The sequence below is a fragment of the Pseudomonas sp. LBUM1656 genome, assembly GCF_059716065.1.
Genome location: NZ_CP166800.1, coordinates 2,273,832 through 2,292,875 on the forward strand (window position 1 = coordinate 2,273,832; position 19,044 = coordinate 2,292,875).

Annotated in this window: 16 protein-coding genes and 3 tRNA genes; all 19 read left to right on the plus strand. The window is 60.8% G+C overall.

Annotated elements, in window-relative coordinates:
- Positions 1-123 precede the first annotated feature (123 nt).
- Positions 124-891 carry a class I SAM-dependent methyltransferase gene (locus ACA072_RS10245; protein WP_497624189.1) on the plus strand — a complete coding sequence of 256 codons (768 nt, stop codon included), beginning with the start codon at positions 124-126 and terminating at the stop codon, positions 889-891.
- 51 nt (positions 892-942) lie between these two features.
- Positions 943-2,025, plus strand: coding sequence for a 3-isopropylmalate dehydrogenase (gene leuB / locus ACA072_RS10250; protein ID WP_497624190.1), 1,083 nt, complete (start codon positions 943-945; stop codon positions 2,023-2,025).
- Between the two features lie 69 nt (positions 2,026-2,094).
- Positions 2,095-3,207, plus strand: coding sequence for an aspartate-semialdehyde dehydrogenase (gene asd / locus ACA072_RS10255; RefSeq protein ID WP_462026531.1), 1,113 nt, complete (start codon positions 2,095-2,097; stop codon positions 3,205-3,207).
- A gap of 312 nt (positions 3,208-3,519) precedes the next feature.
- Positions 3,520-4,530 carry an aspartate-semialdehyde dehydrogenase gene (locus ACA072_RS10260; protein WP_497624191.1) on the plus strand — a complete coding sequence of 337 codons (1,011 nt, stop codon included), beginning with the start codon at positions 3,520-3,522 and terminating at the stop codon, positions 4,528-4,530.
- 208 nt (positions 4,531-4,738) lie between these two features.
- Positions 4,739-7,372 (plus strand): FimV/HubP family polar landmark protein, encoded by a 2,634-nt coding sequence (locus ACA072_RS10265; RefSeq protein ID WP_497624192.1) that lies wholly within the window; start codon positions 4,739-4,741, stop codon positions 7,370-7,372.
- Between the two features lie 298 nt (positions 7,373-7,670).
- Positions 7,671-8,525 carry a tRNA pseudouridine(38-40) synthase TruA gene (gene truA, locus ACA072_RS10270; protein WP_497624193.1) on the plus strand — a complete coding sequence of 285 codons (855 nt, stop codon included), beginning with the start codon at positions 7,671-7,673 and terminating at the stop codon, positions 8,523-8,525.
- 63 nt (positions 8,526-8,588) lie between these two features.
- On the plus strand, positions 8,589-9,212 hold the full coding sequence (locus tag ACA072_RS10275; RefSeq protein ID WP_497624194.1) for a phosphoribosylanthranilate isomerase: 624 nt from the start codon (positions 8,589-8,591) through the stop codon (positions 9,210-9,212).
- 293 nt (positions 9,213-9,505) lie between these two features.
- On the plus strand, positions 9,506-10,426 hold the full coding sequence (gene accD / locus ACA072_RS10280; protein WP_462026535.1) for an acetyl-CoA carboxylase, carboxyltransferase subunit beta: 921 nt from the start codon (positions 9,506-9,508) through the stop codon (positions 10,424-10,426).
- Positions 10,423-11,730, plus strand: coding sequence for a bifunctional tetrahydrofolate synthase/dihydrofolate synthase (folC, locus tag ACA072_RS10285; protein ID WP_497624195.1), 1,308 nt, complete (start codon positions 10,423-10,425; stop codon positions 11,728-11,730). Before accD ends, folC begins: the two co-directional genes overlap by 4 nt.
- Positions 11,714-12,385, plus strand: coding sequence for an SPOR domain-containing protein (locus ACA072_RS10290; protein ID WP_497624196.1), 672 nt, complete (start codon positions 11,714-11,716; stop codon positions 12,383-12,385). Before folC ends, ACA072_RS10290 begins: the two co-directional genes overlap by 17 nt.
- A gap of 98 nt (positions 12,386-12,483) precedes the next feature.
- Complete coding sequence (locus ACA072_RS10295) at positions 12,484-13,044, plus strand: CvpA family protein (protein WP_109633196.1); 561 nt, start codon at positions 12,484-12,486, stop codon at positions 13,042-13,044.
- Positions 13,045-13,085: 41 nt separating this feature from the next.
- Positions 13,086-14,591 carry an amidophosphoribosyltransferase gene (gene purF / locus ACA072_RS10300; protein ID WP_046026886.1) on the plus strand — a complete coding sequence of 502 codons (1,506 nt, stop codon included), beginning with the start codon at positions 13,086-13,088 and terminating at the stop codon, positions 14,589-14,591.
- A gap of 73 nt (positions 14,592-14,664) precedes the next feature.
- Positions 14,665-15,876 carry an O-succinylhomoserine sulfhydrylase gene (locus ACA072_RS10305; RefSeq protein ID WP_497624197.1) on the plus strand — a complete coding sequence of 404 codons (1,212 nt, stop codon included), beginning with the start codon at positions 14,665-14,667 and terminating at the stop codon, positions 15,874-15,876.
- Entirely contained in the window at positions 15,873-16,649 is a 777-nt protein-coding gene (locus tag ACA072_RS10310; protein ID WP_497329362.1) for an SDR family oxidoreductase, read from the plus strand. The genes ACA072_RS10305 and ACA072_RS10310 overlap by 4 nt, the downstream gene beginning before the upstream one ends.
- 247 nt (positions 16,650-16,896) lie before the next feature.
- Positions 16,897-16,972: transfer RNA gene (locus tag ACA072_RS10315), tRNA-Val, on the plus strand.
- 55 nt (positions 16,973-17,027) lie between these two features.
- Positions 17,028-17,104: transfer RNA gene (locus tag ACA072_RS10320), tRNA-Asp, on the plus strand.
- Between the two features lie 92 nt (positions 17,105-17,196).
- Positions 17,197-17,273, plus strand: a tRNA-Asp gene (locus tag ACA072_RS10325).
- Positions 17,274-17,521: 248 nt separating this feature from the next.
- Positions 17,522-18,031 carry a sigma-70 family RNA polymerase sigma factor gene (locus tag ACA072_RS10330; protein WP_497624198.1) on the plus strand — a complete coding sequence of 170 codons (510 nt, stop codon included), beginning with the start codon at positions 17,522-17,524 and terminating at the stop codon, positions 18,029-18,031.
- On the plus strand, positions 18,028-18,978 hold the full coding sequence (locus ACA072_RS10335) for a FecR domain-containing protein (RefSeq protein ID WP_497624199.1): 951 nt from the start codon (positions 18,028-18,030) through the stop codon (positions 18,976-18,978). Before ACA072_RS10330 ends, ACA072_RS10335 begins: the two co-directional genes overlap by 4 nt.
- The last annotated feature ends 66 nt before the right edge of the window (positions 18,979-19,044 follow it).

Genomic DNA, 19,044 nt, shown 5'->3' on the forward strand with positions numbered 1-19,044 from the left:
CTCATCGCTAGCAGGCTAGCTCCCACAGGGATTTGTGTACGCCATAGATCTAATGTGGGAGCTAGCCTGCTAGCGATGGCGGCAGTAGAGGCACCCCAAGACTCACCCCAAAAAGGAAGTCCCATGACCAGCACCGCCCAGCACAGCCAGGTAGTCCAAAAGCAATTCGGTGAACAGGCCGCAGCCTACCTGAGCAGCGCCGTACACGCTCAAGGCACCGAGTTCGCATTGCTACAGGCCGAACTGGCCGGGCAGGGCGATGCACGGGTACTGGATCTAGGGTGCGGCGCCGGTCACGTCAGTTTTCAAGTGGCCTCGCTGGTCAAGGAAGTGGTGGCCTACGACCTGTCCCAACAGATGCTCGACGTGGTCGCCGCCGCAGCCGTTGATCGAGGTTTGAGCAATGTGACCACGGTCCTCGGCGCCGCCGAGCACCTGCCGTTCGCCGATGGCGAGTTCGACTTCGTGTTCAGCCGTTACTCGGCGCACCATTGGAGCGATCTCGGTCTGGCCTTGCGCGAAGTGCGCCGGGTGCTGAAGCCGGGCGGTGTGGCGGCGTTCGTCGACGTGTTGTCACCGGGCAGTCCGTTGTTCGACACTTACCTGCAAAGCGTCGAAGTGCTGCGCGACACCAGCCATGTGCGCGATTATTCCGCCGGCGAGTGGTTGCGTCAGGTCAGCGAAGCGGGGTTGCATACTCGCAGCACCACGCGTCAACGCCTGCGTCTGGAGTACACCTCCTGGGTCGAACGCATGCGCACGCCAGAGGTGATGCGCGCGGCGATCCGCGAGTTGCAGCAGTCGATGGGCAACGAAGTACGCGAATATTTTGAGATTGAGGCCGATGGTTCGTTCAGTACAGATGTGCTGGTACTGATGGCAGAACGATAGAATTTTTCCGGGCGCGCTCACGGGCGCGCCGACTGATGACATGAGGAAAGCATGAGCAAGCAGATTCTGATTCTCCCAGGCGACGGTATTGGTCCGGAAATCATGGCCGAAGCGGTCAAGGTGCTGGAACTGGCCAACGACAAGTACGCATTGGGCTTCGACCTGAGCTTTGATGTGATCGGTGGCGCCGCCATCGACAAGCACGGCGTGCCATTGGCCGACGAAACCCTGGACCGTGCACGCGCTGCCGATGCCGTTCTGCTGGGCGCCGTGGGCGGCCCGAAATGGGACACCATCGAGCGTGACATTCGCCCTGAGCGCGGCCTGCTGAAAATTCGTGCGCAACTGGGTCTGTTTGGCAACTTGCGCCCGGCGATCCTCTACCCGCAACTGGCCGAAGCCTCGAGCCTGAAGCCGGAGATAGTCGCGGGCCTGGACATCCTGATCGTCCGTGAACTGACCGGCGGCATCTATTTCGGCGCGCCACGCGGCACCCGTACTCTGGAAAACGGCGAACGCCAGGCCTACGACACGCTGCCGTACAGCGAAAGCGAAATCCGTCGCATCGCCCGTGTCGGTTTCGACATGGCCATGGTGCGCAGCAAGAAGCTGTGCTCGGTAGACAAGGCCAACGTATTGGCGTCCAGCCAACTGTGGCGCGAAATCGTCGAACAAGTGGCCAAGGATTACCCGGAAGTCGAACTGAGCCACATGTACGTCGACAACGCCGCCATGCAGCTGGTGCGTGCGCCGAAGCAATTTGACGTGATCGTCACCGACAACCTGTTCGGCGACATTCTGTCCGACCAGGCGTCGATGCTCACCGGTTCCATCGGCATGCTGCCGTCGGCCTCGCTGGATACCAACAACAAGGGCATGTACGAGCCTTGCCATGGTTCGGCACCGGACATCGCCGGCAAGGGCATTGCCAACCCGTTGGCGACCATTTTGTCGGTGTCGATGATGCTGCGTTACAGCTTCAATCTGCAGGACGCGGCGGATGCCATCGAGAAGGCCGTCAGTCTGGTTCTGGACCAGGGCCTGCGCACAGGCGACATCTGGTCGAACGGTTGCACTAAAGTCGGTACGCAGGAAATGGGTGACGCAGTAGTCGCCGCGCTGCGGAATCTGTAATCTCTCGGGCCCGCTGCCACTTTCACCCATGAAAGCAGCGGCCCACTTTTTAAAGAAGGTGTAGTTGCGATGAAACGTGTAGGTCTGATCGGTTGGCGCGGTATGGTCGGTTCCGTGCTCATGCAGCGGATGCTGGAAGAGCAGGATTTCGATCTTATTGAGCCGGTGTTTTTCACCACTTCCAATGTCGGTGGCCAAGGCCCGTCCGTGGGCAAGGACATTGCTCCGCTCAAGGACGCTTACAGCATTGAAGAGCTGAAAACCCTCGACGTGATTCTGACCTGCCAGGGTGGCGACTACACCAGCGAAGTCTTCCCTAAACTGCGCGAAGCCGGCTGGCAGGGTTACTGGATCGACGCCGCTTCCAGCCTGCGCATGCAGGATGACGCGGTGATCGTGCTGGACCCGGTGAACCGCAAGGTCATCGACCAGCAGCTCGACGCGGGCACCAAGAACTACATCGGCGGCAACTGCACCGTCAGCCTGATGCTGATGGGCCTGGGCGGGCTGTTCGAAGCCGGTCTGGTCGAGTGGATGAGCGCCATGACTTATCAGGCGGCCTCCGGTGCCGGCGCGCAGAACATGCGTGAACTGATCAAGCAAATGGGCGCGACCCACGCCGCTGTCGCTGACCAACTGGCCGATCCTGCCAGCGCCATCCTCGACATCGACCGCCGTGTCGCCGAAGCCATGCGCAGCGACGCGTACCCGACCGAAAACTTCGGCGTACCGCTGGCCGGCAGCCTGATCCCGTGGATCGACAAGGAACTGCCGAACGGCCAGAGCCGCGAAGAGTGGAAAGCCCAGGCCGAGACCAACAAGATCCTCGGTCGCTTCAAGAGCCCGATCCCGGTCGATGGTATCTGCGTGCGCATCGGCGCCATGCGCTGCCACAGCCAGGCGCTGACCATCAAGCTGAACAAAGACGTGCCGATCGCCGACATCGAAGGGCTGATCAGCCAGCACAACCCTTGGGTCAAACTGGTGCCGAACAACCGCGACGCCAGCATTCAGGAACTGAGCCCGACGAAAGTCACCGGCACCCTGAACGTACCGGTTGGCCGTCTGCGCAAGCTGAACATGGGCACGCAGTACGTCGGCGCGTTCACCGTCGGCGACCAGCTGCTGTGGGGCGCTGCCGAACCGCTGCGTCGCATGCTGCGGATCCTGCTTGAGCGTTGATCGATTGAAGTAAACAAAGAACCCGTGCCTTGAAAGAGGTGCGGGTTTTTTTATACCCGGCAGTCTGAGGTTGATCGGTTGCCAGATAGGCCGCCTTCGCGGGCAAGTCGAGTCGTCGCACCGCCGCTCCCACAGTGGTCAGTGTCAAACACAAGGTTTATGTACACCACTGAAACCTGTGGGAGCGGCGGTGCGACGACTCGACTTGCCCGCGAAGAGGCCGGTACAGCCGCCACAAATCCCGGCAGAAATTGCCTGCATGCCCACCACCCGGTAAAGTGCCGCTCCCCCCGTTTCGCCTGAGGTAGAACCATGAGCCAGTCCTTTGATATTGCCGTGATCGGCGCCACCGGTACTGTCGGCGAAACGCTTGTGCAGATTCTCGAAGAGCGCGACTTCCCGGTCGGCAACCTGCACCTGCTGGCCAGCAGCGAATCCGCTGGGCATTCGGTGCCATTTCGCGGCAAAAACGTACGGGTGCGCGAAGTCGATGAATTCGATTTCAGCAAAGTCCAGCTGGTGTTCTTCGCCGCCGGTCCGGCGGTGACCCTGAGTTTCGCCACGCGCGCCCGTGCAGCGGGTTGCTCGCTGATCGACCTGTCCGGCGCGCTGCCGGCGGATGAGGCACCGCAAATCGTGCCGGAAGCCAACGCCCAAGTACTCACCGGTTTGAAAAAACCGTTCCAGGTCAGCAGCCCAAGCCCGTCCGCCACCACGCTGGCCGTGGTGCTGGCGCCGTTGCTCGGTTTGCTCGATCTGCAACGCATCAACCTGACCGCCAGCCTGGCCGTCTCCGCACAGGGCCGCGAAGCGGTGACCGAGCTGGCCCGGCAAACCGCCGAGCTGCTCAACGTGCGTCCGCTGGAGCCGACTTTCTTTGATCGGCAAATGGCCTTCAACCTGTTGGCCCAGGTCGGCAAACCGGATGAGCAGGGTCATACGCTGCTGGAAAAACGCCTGGTGCGTGAGCTGCGTCAGGTCATGGCGCTGCCTTTATTAAAGATTTCCGTCACTTGCATTCAAGCCCCAGTGTTTTTTGGCGATAGCTTTAGCGTGACCTTGCAGTCAGCGAGTGCTGTGGACCTGGCGAAAGTCAACGCGGCGCTTGAAGACGCGCCGGGTATCGAGCTGGTGGAAGCCGGCGATTACCCGACTGCGGTAGGCGATGCGGTGGGGCAGGATGTGGTCTACGTTGGTCGGGTTCGCCTTGGTATCGACGACCCGTCGGAACTTAATGTGTGGCTGACGTCAGATAACGTACGCAAAGGCGCCGCGCTCAATGCTGTGCAGGTGGCTGAATTGTTGATAAAAGACCTGCTGTAAAAGATACTTGGCAACAATTTTTCGAATGAGTCCTGCCGAGCGCTATGCTTGGCCGGATCGCTGATGGCGAGCCACCCTGCGGGGCTTTCCAGGGCATGAATGAAATGATCGCGCGTGACGACCCTTCGTCGCCGCGCGCAATGCCTTACGGCAGCGGCTATCAACACCTTCTCGCTGGCCGAGGAATGTTCAAACAAAGGATGAGGCTATGGTTCAAGTTCGCAAACTGGTGTTAGCAATAGCGGCCGCCTCGGCGCTGTCCTCCGGTATGGCGCATGCCCTCGGGCTCGGGGAATTGACCCTGAAGTCGACGCTGAACCAACCTCTGGTGGCGGAAATCGAGCTGCTCGACGTCAAGGACCTCACCGCCGCGGAAGTGGTGCCGAGCCTGGCTTCACCGGAAGATTTCGCCAAGGCCGGTGTCGATCGCCAGGCGTTTCTCAACGACCTGACGTTCACCCCCGTACTCAACGCCAGCGGTAAAAGCATCCTGCGTGTCACGTCCAGCAAACCCCTGTCCGAACCGATGGTGAAATTCCTGGTTCAGGTGATGTGGCCCAATGGTCGTCTGCTGCGCGATTACAGCGTGCTGCTCGATCCGTCCAAATTCTCCCCGCAGACCGCTGAAGCGGCTGCGCAGCCTGCGCCGACCCAAGCGGTCACTGCGCCGGTGACTGGTGCTACCAAACCGGCTCAATACACCACCACGCCGCGCGATACCCTGTGGGAAATCGCCGCAAAGGCGCGTAATGGCGGGTCGGTCCAGCAAACCATGCTGGCCATCCAGGCGCTGAATCCGGATGCTTTTATCGACGGCAACATCAACCGGCTGAAAACCGGCCAGGTGCTGCGCATGCCCGATCAGGCGCAGAGCACCAACCTGCCACAGCCTAAAGCGATCGCTGAAGTCGCTGCACAGAACACCGCATGGCGCCAGGGGCGTCGTTACGTGGCGAAGCCTGGCACCGGGCAACAACAACTCGATGCCACCAAGCGTGGCCGCGCTGATGTGGCCCCGTCGCAAGCGGCGAAAGACAACCTGAGTCTGGTTTCTGCCGACACCGGCAAAGGCCGTGGCAAGGGGCCTGCCGGCGATGCAAAAGCCTTGGGCAACAAACTGGCCGTCACCCAGGAAAGCCTCGACACGACCCGTCGTGACAATGCCGAACTGAAAAGCCGCATGACCGATCTGCAAAGTCAGATGGAAAAGCTGCAACGCCTGATCGAGCTGAAGAACAATCAATTGGCCAAGTTGCAGGCCGAAGGCGCTGCTGATGCACCGGCTGCAGCCGCGACCGCTCCGGCAATGTCTGCGGAGTTGGCTGCCAACCCTGCGGCTTCGACTGAAGTGGCTCCTGAGCCGGTTGCACCTGCTTCAGAGGCAGCGGCACCTGAAGCTGTTCCGGCGCCGGTGCCTGCCGAGCCGGTAGTCGAGCCGGCGCCAGTGGCCTCCGATGACCAGAAATTCAACGAGCTGCTGACCAATCCGGTCCTGCTGGGTCTGGTGGGCGGCGGTGCAGTGGTTCTGTTGCTGTTGCTGCTGTTGCTGGCACGTCGCCGCAAGGCCCAGCAAGAAGCCGAGAAACACTTGCGTATGGCACGTGCCCTGGAAGAAGAGAAGGAATTCTCCGCTGAGCAGGAACTGCCGGAAAGCAGCTTCGAAGGCCTGGAAGTGCCACCGCCGAGCGTAACGCTCGCTCCCGCGCCGATACCAACGCCACCACCTGCGCCAGCCCCAGTCCCGGCACCAGTCCCGGATGTAATGACAACGCCGATCGCCGCGCCACTGGTATCGCCAGCAGCCGACCGCGATGACGACGTGCTGACCAAGGCTCAGTCGCACATTGCCGCCGGTCGTTTGAACCAGGCAGCCGCGTTGCTCGAAGACGGCATCAAACAAGAGCCACAGCGCAGTGATCTGCGTCTTAAGCTGATGGAAGTCTACGGTCAGCAGGGCGATCGCGATGCATTTGTCGCCCAGGAGCGCCAGCTGGTAGCCAACGGTGACAACTTCGCCCAGGTCGAGAAGCTTAAAACCCGCTTCCCGGCCATGGCTATCGCCGCTGCGGGTGGTCTCGCGGCTGCCGCCATCGCCGCCGAGCTGGACGCGCAGTACGTCAAAGACCTGTTGCTGGACGAGCCGCAAGCACCGGCCGATGACTTGGACAGTGCCTTCGACCTGAGCCTGGATGATCTGGAAGCCGCTTCTCCGGCGGTGGTTGAGCCAGAGCCGGAATCGGTCGCTGACCTTGAAGAATTCCCGCTGGACGACGACCTGAGTTTCGAGTCGGTATTGAAAGAGCAGACCGAAATCAAGGAAAACCTCGACGACCTGTCGGACTTCGATCTGGACATGGATCTGGGGGGAGACCCGTCGCCGGCGATGCTCGCGGAAGACGATTTCCTGCTGGATCTCGACGAAGGCGTGAAGGACTTGCCTGTTGAGCCTGTGAAACCTGAAGTTCCGCAGGACGATCTGGAATTGCCAGCCGATTTCGACTTGTCGCTGGCCGATGAAATGGACGCAACACCGGCCGAACCTGATGCTCCGGACGCCTTTGCAGCGGAGCTGGAAGACGTCAACGCCGAGCTGGATCGTCTGTCCCAGAGCATGGGTGAGCCGACCTTTACCGCAGAAGATGCTATGGCTTCGGCGGCAGACGAGCCGGATTTCGACTTCCTCTCCGGCACCGATGAAGTCGCCACCAAACTCGATCTGGCCCAGGCCTACATCGACATGGGCGACAACGACGGGGCTCGGGACATCCTCAATGAGGTGGTGGCCGAGGGTAATGCTGGCCAGAAGAGCGAAGCCAAGGAGATGCTTTCGCATCTGGCTTGAGCGATCGGTAAGCAGTAAACAGAACGGCAGCCCATTGAGGCTGCCGTTTTTTTTTAGCCGGTGGTGTAATGGTGTTTGGGCGATTGCCATCGCGGGCAAGCCCGCTCCCACAAGGGATCGGGTCGGATACAAGTAATGCGGACAGTCCCGATCCTGTGGGAGCGGGCTTGCCCGCGATGAGGCCCTCAGTGCCGGCGCAAATCCCGCCCGACAGGTTCCAAAAATGACGCGCCTCTGGCATCCCGATGCCGCAGCCTTATAATGCCCGCCTTTGCGCACATCAGCAGGCTGTCACTCCTTGGCAAATATAGATAATCCGGCCGCCGAACTGGCGGCCGACGGCTTTTTCCGGATCGCGCTGGGCGTTGAATACAAAGGCTCACGTTATCGCGGCTGGCAACGCCAGGCCTCCGGCGTGCTTACCGTGCAGGAAACCCTTGAAAAGGCCTTGTCCAAAGTCGCCGACTCACCGGTTTCGCTGCTCTGCGCCGGGCGTACGGACGCCGGTGTGCATGCGTGCGGTCAGGTGGTGCATTTCGACACGCAGGTCGAGCGTTCGATGAAGGCCTGGGTCATGGGCGCCAATATCAACTTGCCCCACGACGTCAGTGTCAGCTGGGCCAAGGTCATGCCGGCGCATTTTCATGCGCGCTTCAAGGCCATCGCCCGCCGCTATCGCTACGTGATCTACAACGATCAGATCCGCCCGGCGCACCTGAACGAAGAAATCACCTGGAACCACCGTCCGCTGGACGTCGAGCGCATGGCCGAGGCCGCTCAATACCTGGTCGGCACCCATGATTTCAGCGCGTTTCGTGCCGGTCAGTGCCAGGCCAAGTCGCCGATCAAGGAACTGCATCACCTGCGTGTCACGCGCCACGGCAAGATGATCGTGCTGGATATTCGCGCCAGCGCCTTCCTGCACCACATGGTGCGCAACATCGCCGGCGTATTGATGACCATCGGTGCCGGCGAGCGTCCGGTGGAGTGGATGAAGGAAGTGCTGGAAAGCCGGATCCGTCGTTCTGGAGGGGTGACGGCGCATCCCTACGGCCTGTATCTGGTGCAGGTCGAGTATCGCGACGAGTTCGAATTGCCCGAGCGTTACATCGGCCCACACTTCCTCACCGGCTTCTCTGAACTTGACGGCTGACGCCCTCGAACGCTTTTGTTACCATCCGGGACTTTCTCGGATTTGCCCTGAGGTTTTATCGACATGTCAGCCGTTCGCAGCAAGATTTGTGGGATTACCCGCATAGAAGATGCGTTGGCGGCGGTCGAGGCCGGGGCGGATGCCATCGGGTTTGTGTTTTACGCCAAGAGCCCGCGGGCGGTGACGTTTCAGCAGGCGCGCGAAATTATCAAGGCACTGCCGCCGTTCGTGACCACCGTGGGGTTGTTCGTCAACACCAGCCGCTGCGAGTTGGGCGAATTGCTCGATGCCGTGCCGCTGGACCTGTTGCAGTTCCATGGTGATGAAACCGCGGCTGACTGTGAAGGCTGGCACCGCCCGTACATCAAGGCGCTGCGGGTCAAGGCCGGCGACGACATCGCGGCGGCATGCGATGCGTTTCCAAGTGCCAGCGGTATCCTGCTCGATGCCTACGTTGAAGGCGTCCCCGGCGGAACCGGTGAAGCCTTCGACTGGTCTCTGATACCGCAGGGCTTGAGCAAGCCGATCATCCTCGCTGGCGGCCTGACGCCGGGGAATGTTGCTGAGGCAATCACCCGGGTTCGGCCTTACGCGGTGGACGTCAGCGGTGGGGTAGAGGCGAGCAAGGGCATCAAGGATCACGCAAAGATTCAGGCATTCATCAAGGCGGTACGCGGGAGCCTGTAGGAGCTGTCGAGTGAAACGAGGCTGCGATCTTTTGATCTTGCTTTTAAAAAGATCAAGATCAAAAGATCGCAGCCTCGTTTCACTCGACAGCTCCTACAAGGTCCAAGGTTGATGTGACGGCTGGCACACTGCCGCCGTCCACACGCATGGCTGAGGATTTTTGGGTTGTACGCCGGTCACGTTCACTGACCCGGCAATCGATCGATCATCGCCACACACATGAATTTAGCTCAAGGGCATACGCGGGGCTGCGAACCAGAGCGTTCGGGCCGCCGGTACTGGAGAAAGAAAGCATGAGCAACTGGTTAGTAGACAAACTGATCCCTTCGATCATGCGTTCCGAGGTCAAGAAGAGCTCGGTGCCTGAAGGTCTGTGGCACAAATGCCCGTCTTGCGAGGCTGTGCTGTATCGTCCGGAGCTGGAAAAGACCCTGGACGTTTGCCCCAAGTGCAACCACCACATGCGTATCGGCGCCCGCGCGCGCATCGACATCTTCCTCGACGCCGAAGGCCGTGCCGAATTGGGCGCAGACCTGGAGCCGGTTGACCGTCTGAAATTCCGCGACGGCAAGAAGTACAAGGATCGCCTGACCGCTGCCCAGAAGCAGACTGGCGAAAAAGACGCGCTGATCTCCATGAGCGGCACCCTGCTGGGTATGCCGGTGGTGGTCTCGGCCTTCGAATTCTCCTTCATGGGTGGTTCGATGGGCGCCATCGTTGGTGAGCGTTTCGTCCGCGCCGCCAACTACGCGCTGGAAAACCGTTGCCCGATGATCTGCTTCGCCGCCTCCGGTGGTGCGCGGATGCAGGAAGCCCTGATCTCCCTGATGCAAATGGCCAAGACCTCCGCGGTACTGGCGCGTCTGCGTGAAGAAGGCATTCCGTTCATCTCCGTGCTGACCGACCCGGTCTACGGTGGCGTTTCCGCCAGCCTGGCCATGCTCGGCGACGTGATCGTCGGTGAGCCAAAAGCCCTGATCGGCTTCGCCGGTCCGCGCGTTATCGAGCAAACCGTGCGCGAAAAACTGCCGGAAGGCTTTCAGCGCAGCGAGTTCCTGCTGGAGCACGGCGCGATCGACTTGATCGTTCACCGTCAGGAACTGCGCCCACGCCTGGGCAATCTGCTGGCACAAATGATGGGCCTGCCGACGCCGAAATTCGTCGCCGCGCCTATCGAGCCGATCGTGGTTCCACCGGTACCTGCCAACCTATGACCGAACGTACCCTTGGCGAGTGGCTCGCCTACCTTGAGCAGTTGCACCCTTCGGCCATCGACATGGGCCTTGAGCGCTCGCAACAGGTAGCGTCCCGCATGGGACTGGGCAAGCCGGCGCCTCGGGTGATCACGGTCACCGGCACCAACGGCAAGGGTTCTACCTGCGCATTCGTGGCTTCGCTGCTGCGGGCGCAGGGCCTGAACGTCGGTGTCTACAATTCTCCGCATCTGCTGCGTTACAACGAGCGGGTGCAGGTCAATGGCGTCGAAGCGACTGACGCCGCGCTGTGCGAAGCCTTTACTGCCGTCGAGGCGGGCCGCGGCGGCACGTCCCTGACGTACTTCGAAATGGGCACCCTGGCGGCGTTCTGGCTGTTTCAGCAGGCAGGGCTTGATGCCGTGGTGCTGGAAGTCGGCCTGGGCGGGCGTCTGGACACGGTCAACGTAGTGGATGCCGACATGGCGCTGGTCACCAGCATCGGTGTCGATCACGCCGATTATCTGGGCGATACTCGTGAATCCGTGGCTTTTGAGAAGGCCGGCATCTTTCGCCAGGGCGCGCCTGCGCTCTGTGGCGATCTGAATCCTCCGCAACCTCTGCTGGATAAAGCCCGCGAGCTGGCTTGTCCGTTTTTCCTGCGTGGGCGCGATTTTGATCTCGGCATCACCGATGACAATTGGCAATGGCGCGGTGTAGACGCTCAAGGGCGTGTGGTTGAGTTGCGCGATCTGCCGCTGCTCGATCTGCCAATGGAAAACGCCGCACTGGCCTTGCAGGCTTACCTGTTGCTCGGGTTGCCGTGGGTGGATGCGCAGATTATTGATGCCCTGACAGCAACGCGGGTGGTCGGTCGTCTCGATCGCCGTCAGTTCGACTGGCAGGGCAAGCGCCTGAACCTGTTGCTGGATGTGGGTCATAATCCGCATGCGGCCGAGTATCTGGCGCGCCGTCTGGCCAGCCGTCCACCGGTCGGCAAGCGCCTGGCGGTGTTTGGATTGTTGGCGGACAAGGATCTGGATGGTGTTGTCGGTGAATTGAATGCTAGTGTCCAGCAATGGGCTGTCGCGCCGCTGGATTCACCGCGTGCGCGCCCGGTTGCCGATTTGCAGGCGGCGTTGCAGAACCTTGGCGCTGCGGTAACGTCCTATGACAGTGTGGCCGCCGCCCTGGAAGGGCAGTGTGCACTGGCGACGAGCGACGACGAGATTCTGTTGTTCGGATCATTTTATTGTGTTGCCGAGGCCCTTGAATGGCTGGCCCGGCGCTCCACGGAGGAAGCGGCAAATGGCATTGCTGGATAAGGCATACAAACAGCGCATGGTTGGCGCCCTGGTTCTGGTGGCGCTGGCGGTGATTTTCCTGCCGATGTTGTTTTCCCGCGAGGATGAGCAGCGTCAAGTGACGGTCGAAGCCCCGGCTGCGCCGCAAGCGCCAGCGGTGCCGCAAGTTCAGGTCGAGCCGGTGGTGGTGCCTGAGCCGCAAGCGTTGCCTCAAGAACCTGTGCCGAGCGATGATGAAATCGCTCAGCAAGAAGCACCGTCCGCGCCGATTGCACCGAGTGCGCCAGTGGCGCCTGTGCCTGCTGCCAAGCCGGTCGCGCCAGCACCTGCACCTGTTCCTGCTATGGCTGCCAAGCCTGCAACCGCGCCGTCTCAGCCAATCACTGCTGCGCCGGGCAAGCCGGACACGACTCAAAGCCGCGTCGATGCAAATGGCCTGTCGGTCAGCTGGTCGGTGCAACTGGCCAGCCTGTCGAGCCGTGCAAGTGCCGAAAGCCTGCAGAAAGACCTGCGCAGTCAGGGCTATAACGCCTACATCCGTACGGCCGATGGCAAGAATCGGGTGTTTGTCGGGCCGCTGATCGAGCGCGCCGAAGCCGATCGTCTGCGTGACTTGTTGGGCCGCCAGAAGAACCTCAAGGGGTTTGTGGTGCGTTTCCAGCCTGAACGCGGTTAAAACTATCGCCCCGATTTGAAATGCACTGACAATCGCAGCTTACCGATAGCCATGGGCTCTGCTAAAATGCGCCGCCTTATCCGTCTGTAGGCTGCACTGTGCCATTTACCTGGGTTGACTGGGCGATCGTTGCAATCGTCGCCATCTCCGCATTGATCAGTCTGAGCCGCGGCTTCGTCAAAGAAGCATTATCGCTGGTGACCTGGATCATTGCAGGAGTCGTCGCCTGGATGTTCGGTGGTGCATTGTCCGAGTACCTCGCCGGATACATCGAAACGCCATCGGCTCGTGTGATCACGGGCTGTGCCATCATGTTTGTCGCCACGTTAATCGTAGGCGCAATGATCAATTATCTTATCGGCGAGTTGGTTCGCGTCACCGGGTTGTCCGGGACCGATCGATTCCTCGGCATGGCCTTCGGCGCTGCGCGTGGCGTGTTGCTGGTGGTCGTGGCGGTCGGGCTGTTGAGCCTGGGGCCGGTACAGCAGGACGGGTGGTGGCAACAGTCACAGCTCGTGCCAAAATTTCTATTGGTCGCAGACTGGTCCAAAAACCTGATCCTCGGGTGGAGCAGTCAGTGGCTTGCCAGCGGTATCAGCGTACCCGCTGAGATACCGTTCAAGGAGCACCTCTTGCCGATGGCCAAAACGCCTCAGTGAGTTGTGTTCAGTTCAGATCCATTAAGTAGGGGTTGCGTCGCATGTGTGGCATCGTCGGTATCGTCGGTAAGTCGAACGTCAATCAGGCGCTGTATGACGCGCTAACCGTCCTCCAGCACCGCGGCCAGGACGCTGCCGGTATCGTGACCAGCCATGATGGCCGGTTATTCCTGCGCAAGGACAATGGCCTGGTGCGTGACGTGTTCCATCAGCGTCACATGCAGCGCCTGGTCGGCCACATGGGCATTGGCCATGTGCGTTACCCGACCGCGGGCAGCTCGACCTCGGCCGAAGCCCAACCGTTTTACGTCAACTCGCCTTACGGCATTACCCTGGCGCACAACGGTAACCTGACCAACGTTGAACAGCTGGCCAAGGAGATTTACGAATCTGACCTGCGCCACGTCAACACCAATTCCGATTCGGAAGTGCTGCTCAACGTGTTCGCGCACGAACTGGCCCAGCGCGGCAAGTTGCAGCCAACCGAAGAAGACGTGTTCGCTGCCGTCACCGACGTGCACAACCGTTGTGTCGGTGGTTACGCAGTCGTGGCGATGGTGACCGGTTACGGCATCGTCGGTTTCCGTGACCCGCACGGCATCCGCCCGATCGTCTTCGGCCAGCGTCACACCGACGAAGGCGTCGAGTACATGATCGCCTCCGAAAGCGTCTCCCTGGATGTGCTCGGTTTCACCCTGATTCGCGACCTGGCACCAGGCGAAGCGGTCTACATCACTGAAGACGGCAAGTTGCATACTCGTCAGTGCGCGACCAACCCGTCCCTGACGCCGTGCATCTTCGAACACGTCTACCTGGCGCGTCCGGACTCGATCATCGACGGCGTATCGGTCTACAAGGCCCGCCTGCGCATGGGTGAGAAACTCGCCGAAAAGATCCTGCGCGAGCGCCCGGAGCACGACATCGACGTGGTCATCCCGATTCCGGACACCAGCCGCACCGCGGCCCTGGAGCTGGCGAACCATCTGGGCGTCAAGTTCCGCGAAGGCTTCGTGAAGAACCGCTACATCGGCCGGACCTTCATCATGCCGGGCCAGGCAGCACGGAAAAAATCCGTACGCCAGAAACTCAACGCCATCGAGCTGGAGTTTCGCGGCAAGAACGTCATGCTGGTGGACGACTCGATCGTTCGCGGCACCACGTGCAAGCAGATCATCCAGATGGCCCGTGAAGCCGGCGCGAAAAACGTCTACTTCTGTTCCGCAGCCCCGGCCGTTCGCTACCCGAACGTCTACGGCATCGACATGCCGAGCGCACACGAGCTGATCGCCCACAACCGTTCGACCCAGGACGTGGCTGACCTGATCGGCGCCGACTGGTTGATCTATCAGGACTTGCCTGACTTGATCGAAGCGGTCGGTGGCGGCAAGATCAAGATCGACAAGTTCGATTGCGCGGTGTTCGACGGCCAGTACGTCACCGGCGACGTCGACGAGGCTTACCTGAACAAGATCGAGCAGGCACGTAACGATGCCTCCAAGGTCAAGACGCAGGCAGTCAGCGCGATCATTGATCTGTACAACAACTGAGTTTCTACCGGCCCTGAGGGGCCGGTTTTGTATCTGGCTTTTCATTTACGGGAATAGGGAAAGGAGTGACAGCATGAGTCAGGATTGGGATGCCGGTCGGCTGGACAGCGACCTCGAAGGCGTAGCGTTCGATACCCTGGCCGTACGCGCCGGTCAGCACCGCACGCCGGAAGGCGAACACGGTGACCCGATGTTCTTCACTTCCAGCTATGTATTCCGTACCGCTGCCGACGCGGCGGCACGCTTTGCCGGCGAAGTGCCGGGCAACGTTTATTCGCGCTACACCAACCCGACCGTGCGCGCGTTCGAAGAGCGCATTGCCGCGCTGGAAAGCGCCGAGCAAGCGGTGGCCACGGCCACTGGCATGGCGGCGATCATGGCGGTGGTCATGAGCCTGTGCAGCGCCGGCGATCACGTGCTGGTGTCGCGCAGTGTGTTCGGCTCGACCATCAGCCTGTTCGAGAAGTACTTCAAGCGCTTCGGTATCGAAGTCGATTATGTGCCTCTGGCGGACCTGTCCGGCTGGGATGCGGCGATTAAGGCCAACACCAAATTGCTGTTTGTCGAATCGCCGTCCAACCCACTGGCCGAGCTGGTGGACATCGCCGAGTTGGCGAAAATCGCTCACGCCAAAGGCGCGATGCTGGTGGTCGACAACTGCTTCTGCACCCCGGCGTTGCAACAGCCGCTGAAGATGGGCGCGGACATCGTCGTGCACTCGGCGACCAAGTTCATCGACGGCCAGGGTCGCTGCATGGGCGGCGTTGTCGCCGGTCGCAGTGAGCAGATGAAAGAAGTGGTGGGTTTCCTGCGCACCGCCGGGCCGACCCTGAGCCCGTTCAATGCCTGGATCTTCCTCAAAGGCCTGGAAACCCTGGGTCTGCGGATGAAGGCACATTGCGCCAACGCCCAGCAACTGGCCGAGTGGTTGGAGCAGCAGGACGGCATCGAGAAAGTCCATTACGCCGGCCTCGAGAGCCATCCGCAGCACGAACTGGCCCTGCGTCAGCAGAAGGGTTTCGGTGCGGTCGTGAGTTTCGAGGTCAAGGGTGGCAAAGAGGGCGCCTGGCGCTTTATCGACGCAACCCGTCTGATTTCAATCACCGCCAACCTGGGTGACACCAAGACCACCATTACGCACCCGAGCACCACCTCCCACGGCCGTCTGGCGCCGCAAGAGCGTGAAGCGGCGGGCATTCGTGACAGCCTGATCCGCATCGCGGTCGGTCTGGAAGACGTGGCGGACCTGCAAGCCGATCTGGCGCGCGGGTTGGCTGCCTTGTGATCGAGTTGTCCACGCCGGGCACGGGCACCCATGGCCGCGTTGCCCTGGTGACCGGTGCCGCGCGCGGCATCGGGCTGGGGATCGCGGCCTGGCTGATCAGCGAAGGCTGGCAGGTGGTGCTGACTGACCTCGATCGAGAGCGCGGTTCGAAAGTGACGAAGGTGCTGGGCGCAAACGCGTGGTTCATCGCCATGGATGTCTCGAACGAGGGGCAAGTGGCGCTGGGCGTCGCCGAGGTGCTGGGGCAGTTCGGGCGTCTGGATGCGCTGGTGTGTAACGCGGCGGTGGCCGACCCGCACAACATCACTCTGGAAAGCCTCGATCTGGCGTACTGGAACCGCGTGTTGGCGGTCAATCTCAGTGGGCCGATGCTATTGGCCAAGCACTGTGCGCCGTATCTGCGCGCTCACAGCGGTGCGATCGTCAACCTGGCCTCGACCCGCGCCGGGCAGTCCGAACCGGACACAGAGGCTTACGCGGCGAGCAAGGGCGGTCTGTTGGCCCTGACTCACGCGTTGGCCATCAGCCTGGGTCCGGAAATTCGCGTTAACGCGGTCAGCCCCGGCTGGATCGATGCGCGGGATCCGGCGGCACGACGTGCCGAACCCCTGACCGATGCCGACCATGCCCAACATCCGGCGGGCAGGGTAGGGACCGTCGAAGACGTCGCGGCGATGGTGGCGTGGTTATTGTCGAAGAATGCCGGTTTTGTCACAGGCCAGGAGTTTGTGGTCGATGGCGGCATGACCAAGAAGATGATTTACAGCGAGTAATCCAGCGGCGACCTGGCCAGCATTTGTGTTGGATGTGCCGCCGCCTTCGCGAGCAAGCCCGCTCCCACAGTTGGTTTTCGTCGAGTACAGAACTGATGTTCACTGCAGAACCCCAGTGGGAGCGGGCTTGCTCGCGAAAGCGGTCTACTGCGTACGACATGATTCTGTCTTTTTCAGAAAAACTTCAATCCTGCTATTGACTTAGGTTCGCTACCTGCGTAAATTTCGCGGCCTCGGAGATGCAAACGGGTGATTAGCTCAGCTGGGAGAGCGTCTGCCTTACAAGCAGAATGTCGGCGGTTCGATCCCGTCATCACCCACCAAATCCGAGAGTCTTGCGAAAGCAAGATGGAAGCTTTTAAAAGCCTCCACCGACGCGCAGCGGTAGTTCAGTCGGTTAGAATACCGGCCTGTCACGCCGGGGGTCGCGGGTTCGAGTCCCGTCCGCTGCGCCATATTTTCCGAATCAGATTTATCTGGTTCGAGATTGAAAAGCTTCTGAGTTTTCAATCAGACGAGTTACTTGGGCGAAAGTCCAAAGCGATACGCAGCGGTAGTTCAGTCGGTTAGAATACCGGCCTGTCACGCCGGGGGTCGCGGGTTCGAGTCCCGTCCGCTGCGCCATATCTGCCTCAAGGCCCACTGAACGCCTTGGAGCTACGAAGAAAGCCGTTGGCTGTCTTCGAGTCGATAGCAAAAACCCTGGTCGAAAGACCGGGGTTTTTTGTGTCTGCGATTTGGCTTTTCTCCCTCCATGCCCTCCCAAACGAACCTTTCTGCTCAGCTGATGCATAAAGCGCTTCCTTCATACACCCGACATTAAATAGAATCACTCTCATTTACGATAACTCCTTGGCACAGGGCTTCTTGAAATGAGCGATGCAGCGATGCCGGAGGAGCAAACCTTCCACGATTTGTACCGCGACCATCGCGGCTGGCTCGAAAGCTGGTTGAGACGACGCATGAGCAGTGGTCATGATGCAGCGGACCTGAGTCAGGATACGTTCGTGCGCGTGCTCGCCAGTTCCCAGCGCATTGCAGACCTTCAAGAACCCCGCGCCTACCTGGCGACCGTGGGTAAACGGCTGCTGACCAACTTCTACAAACGCCGCAGCCTCGAGCAGGCTTACCTCGATGCCTTGGCGCTGTTGCCTGAAGACTGCGTCCCATCCCCCGAACAACGCTGGATTTTGTTGGAAACCCTGCAAGCCCTCGACGAATTGCTCGATGGGTTGCCGACCCCGGTACGACGGGCGTTTCTCTGGAGCCAACTGGAAGGCGTGGGCTATCAGGAAATCGCCGAGCGCCTGCAAGTCTCGGAACGCACGATCAAGCGCTACATGGCGCAAGCCTACGAACACTGCCTGCTGGTGGACCTGTGATCGGTTCAGCCCCTTCGGCGGACGCCCGCCAAGTCATTCGGGCTGCCGCGCGATGGCTGGCGCTCATGGAATCGGGCACCGCCAATGAGCGGGACCGAGCCGAATTGCAGAGCTGGCGCGACAGCCATTCCAGTCACGAACAGGCCTGGCAGAAAGCGCAACTCTTGCGTCAACGGTTTACCGACCTGCCGTCAACACTGGCGATGGCCAGTCTGGACCGGCCACAGCCGAGCCGACGCACGGTGCTCAAGCGCGCCGTCGGCTCCTTGGCGTTGGTGCCGGCCGCCTGGCTGATCAGTCGGCAGTTGCCGTTGGATGTCTGGGGGGCGGACCTGCGCACGGCGACCGGGGAGGGCAAGAAAGTCCAGTTGGCCGATGGCAGTTCGCTGCAATTGAACACCGCGAGCGCCGTCGATATCGATTTGAAAAACCGGCTACTGAAACTTGTGGAAGGCGAAATAGCCTTGAAAGTCCCCGGCACCTCGCCGCTGACGATCCAGACGCACTTCGGCCAGGTAGTCGTCAGTCAAAGCGAAGTGTGTGTTCGTCAGTGGCAGACGGGTTGCAGGGTGTCGGTGCTTAACGGCGCGGTGCAGTTGCAGCCTTTGCACGGACCGGTATTGTCCTTGCGCGCCGGCCAGCAAGTCAGTCTTCAGGCTGCGGGTGTCGGCGCCGTGGAGCCCTTCGACGTGCTCGCCCCAGGCTGGCGCGACGGTGTGCTGATGGCGCAGAACCAGCCTCTGGGGGATTTTCTGCGCGAACTCAGCACTTATCGTCCAGGCGTGTTGCGCTGGGAACCGGAGCTGGAATCCCTGCGTGTCACCGGCAGTTTTCGTCTGGAAGACACCGATCGTATCCTGGCGCTGCTGGCGGCCAGCCTGCCGTTGGAGGTGCATTCGCGTACGCGTTACTGGGTAACCCTGCTGCCGCGCAAAAATAGTGTTTGAAGTGTGTCCCCTTTTTTCGCGTCGCTTGTCATTCAAGGCAAGTGAACGAAATAAGAGAGCTTCTTC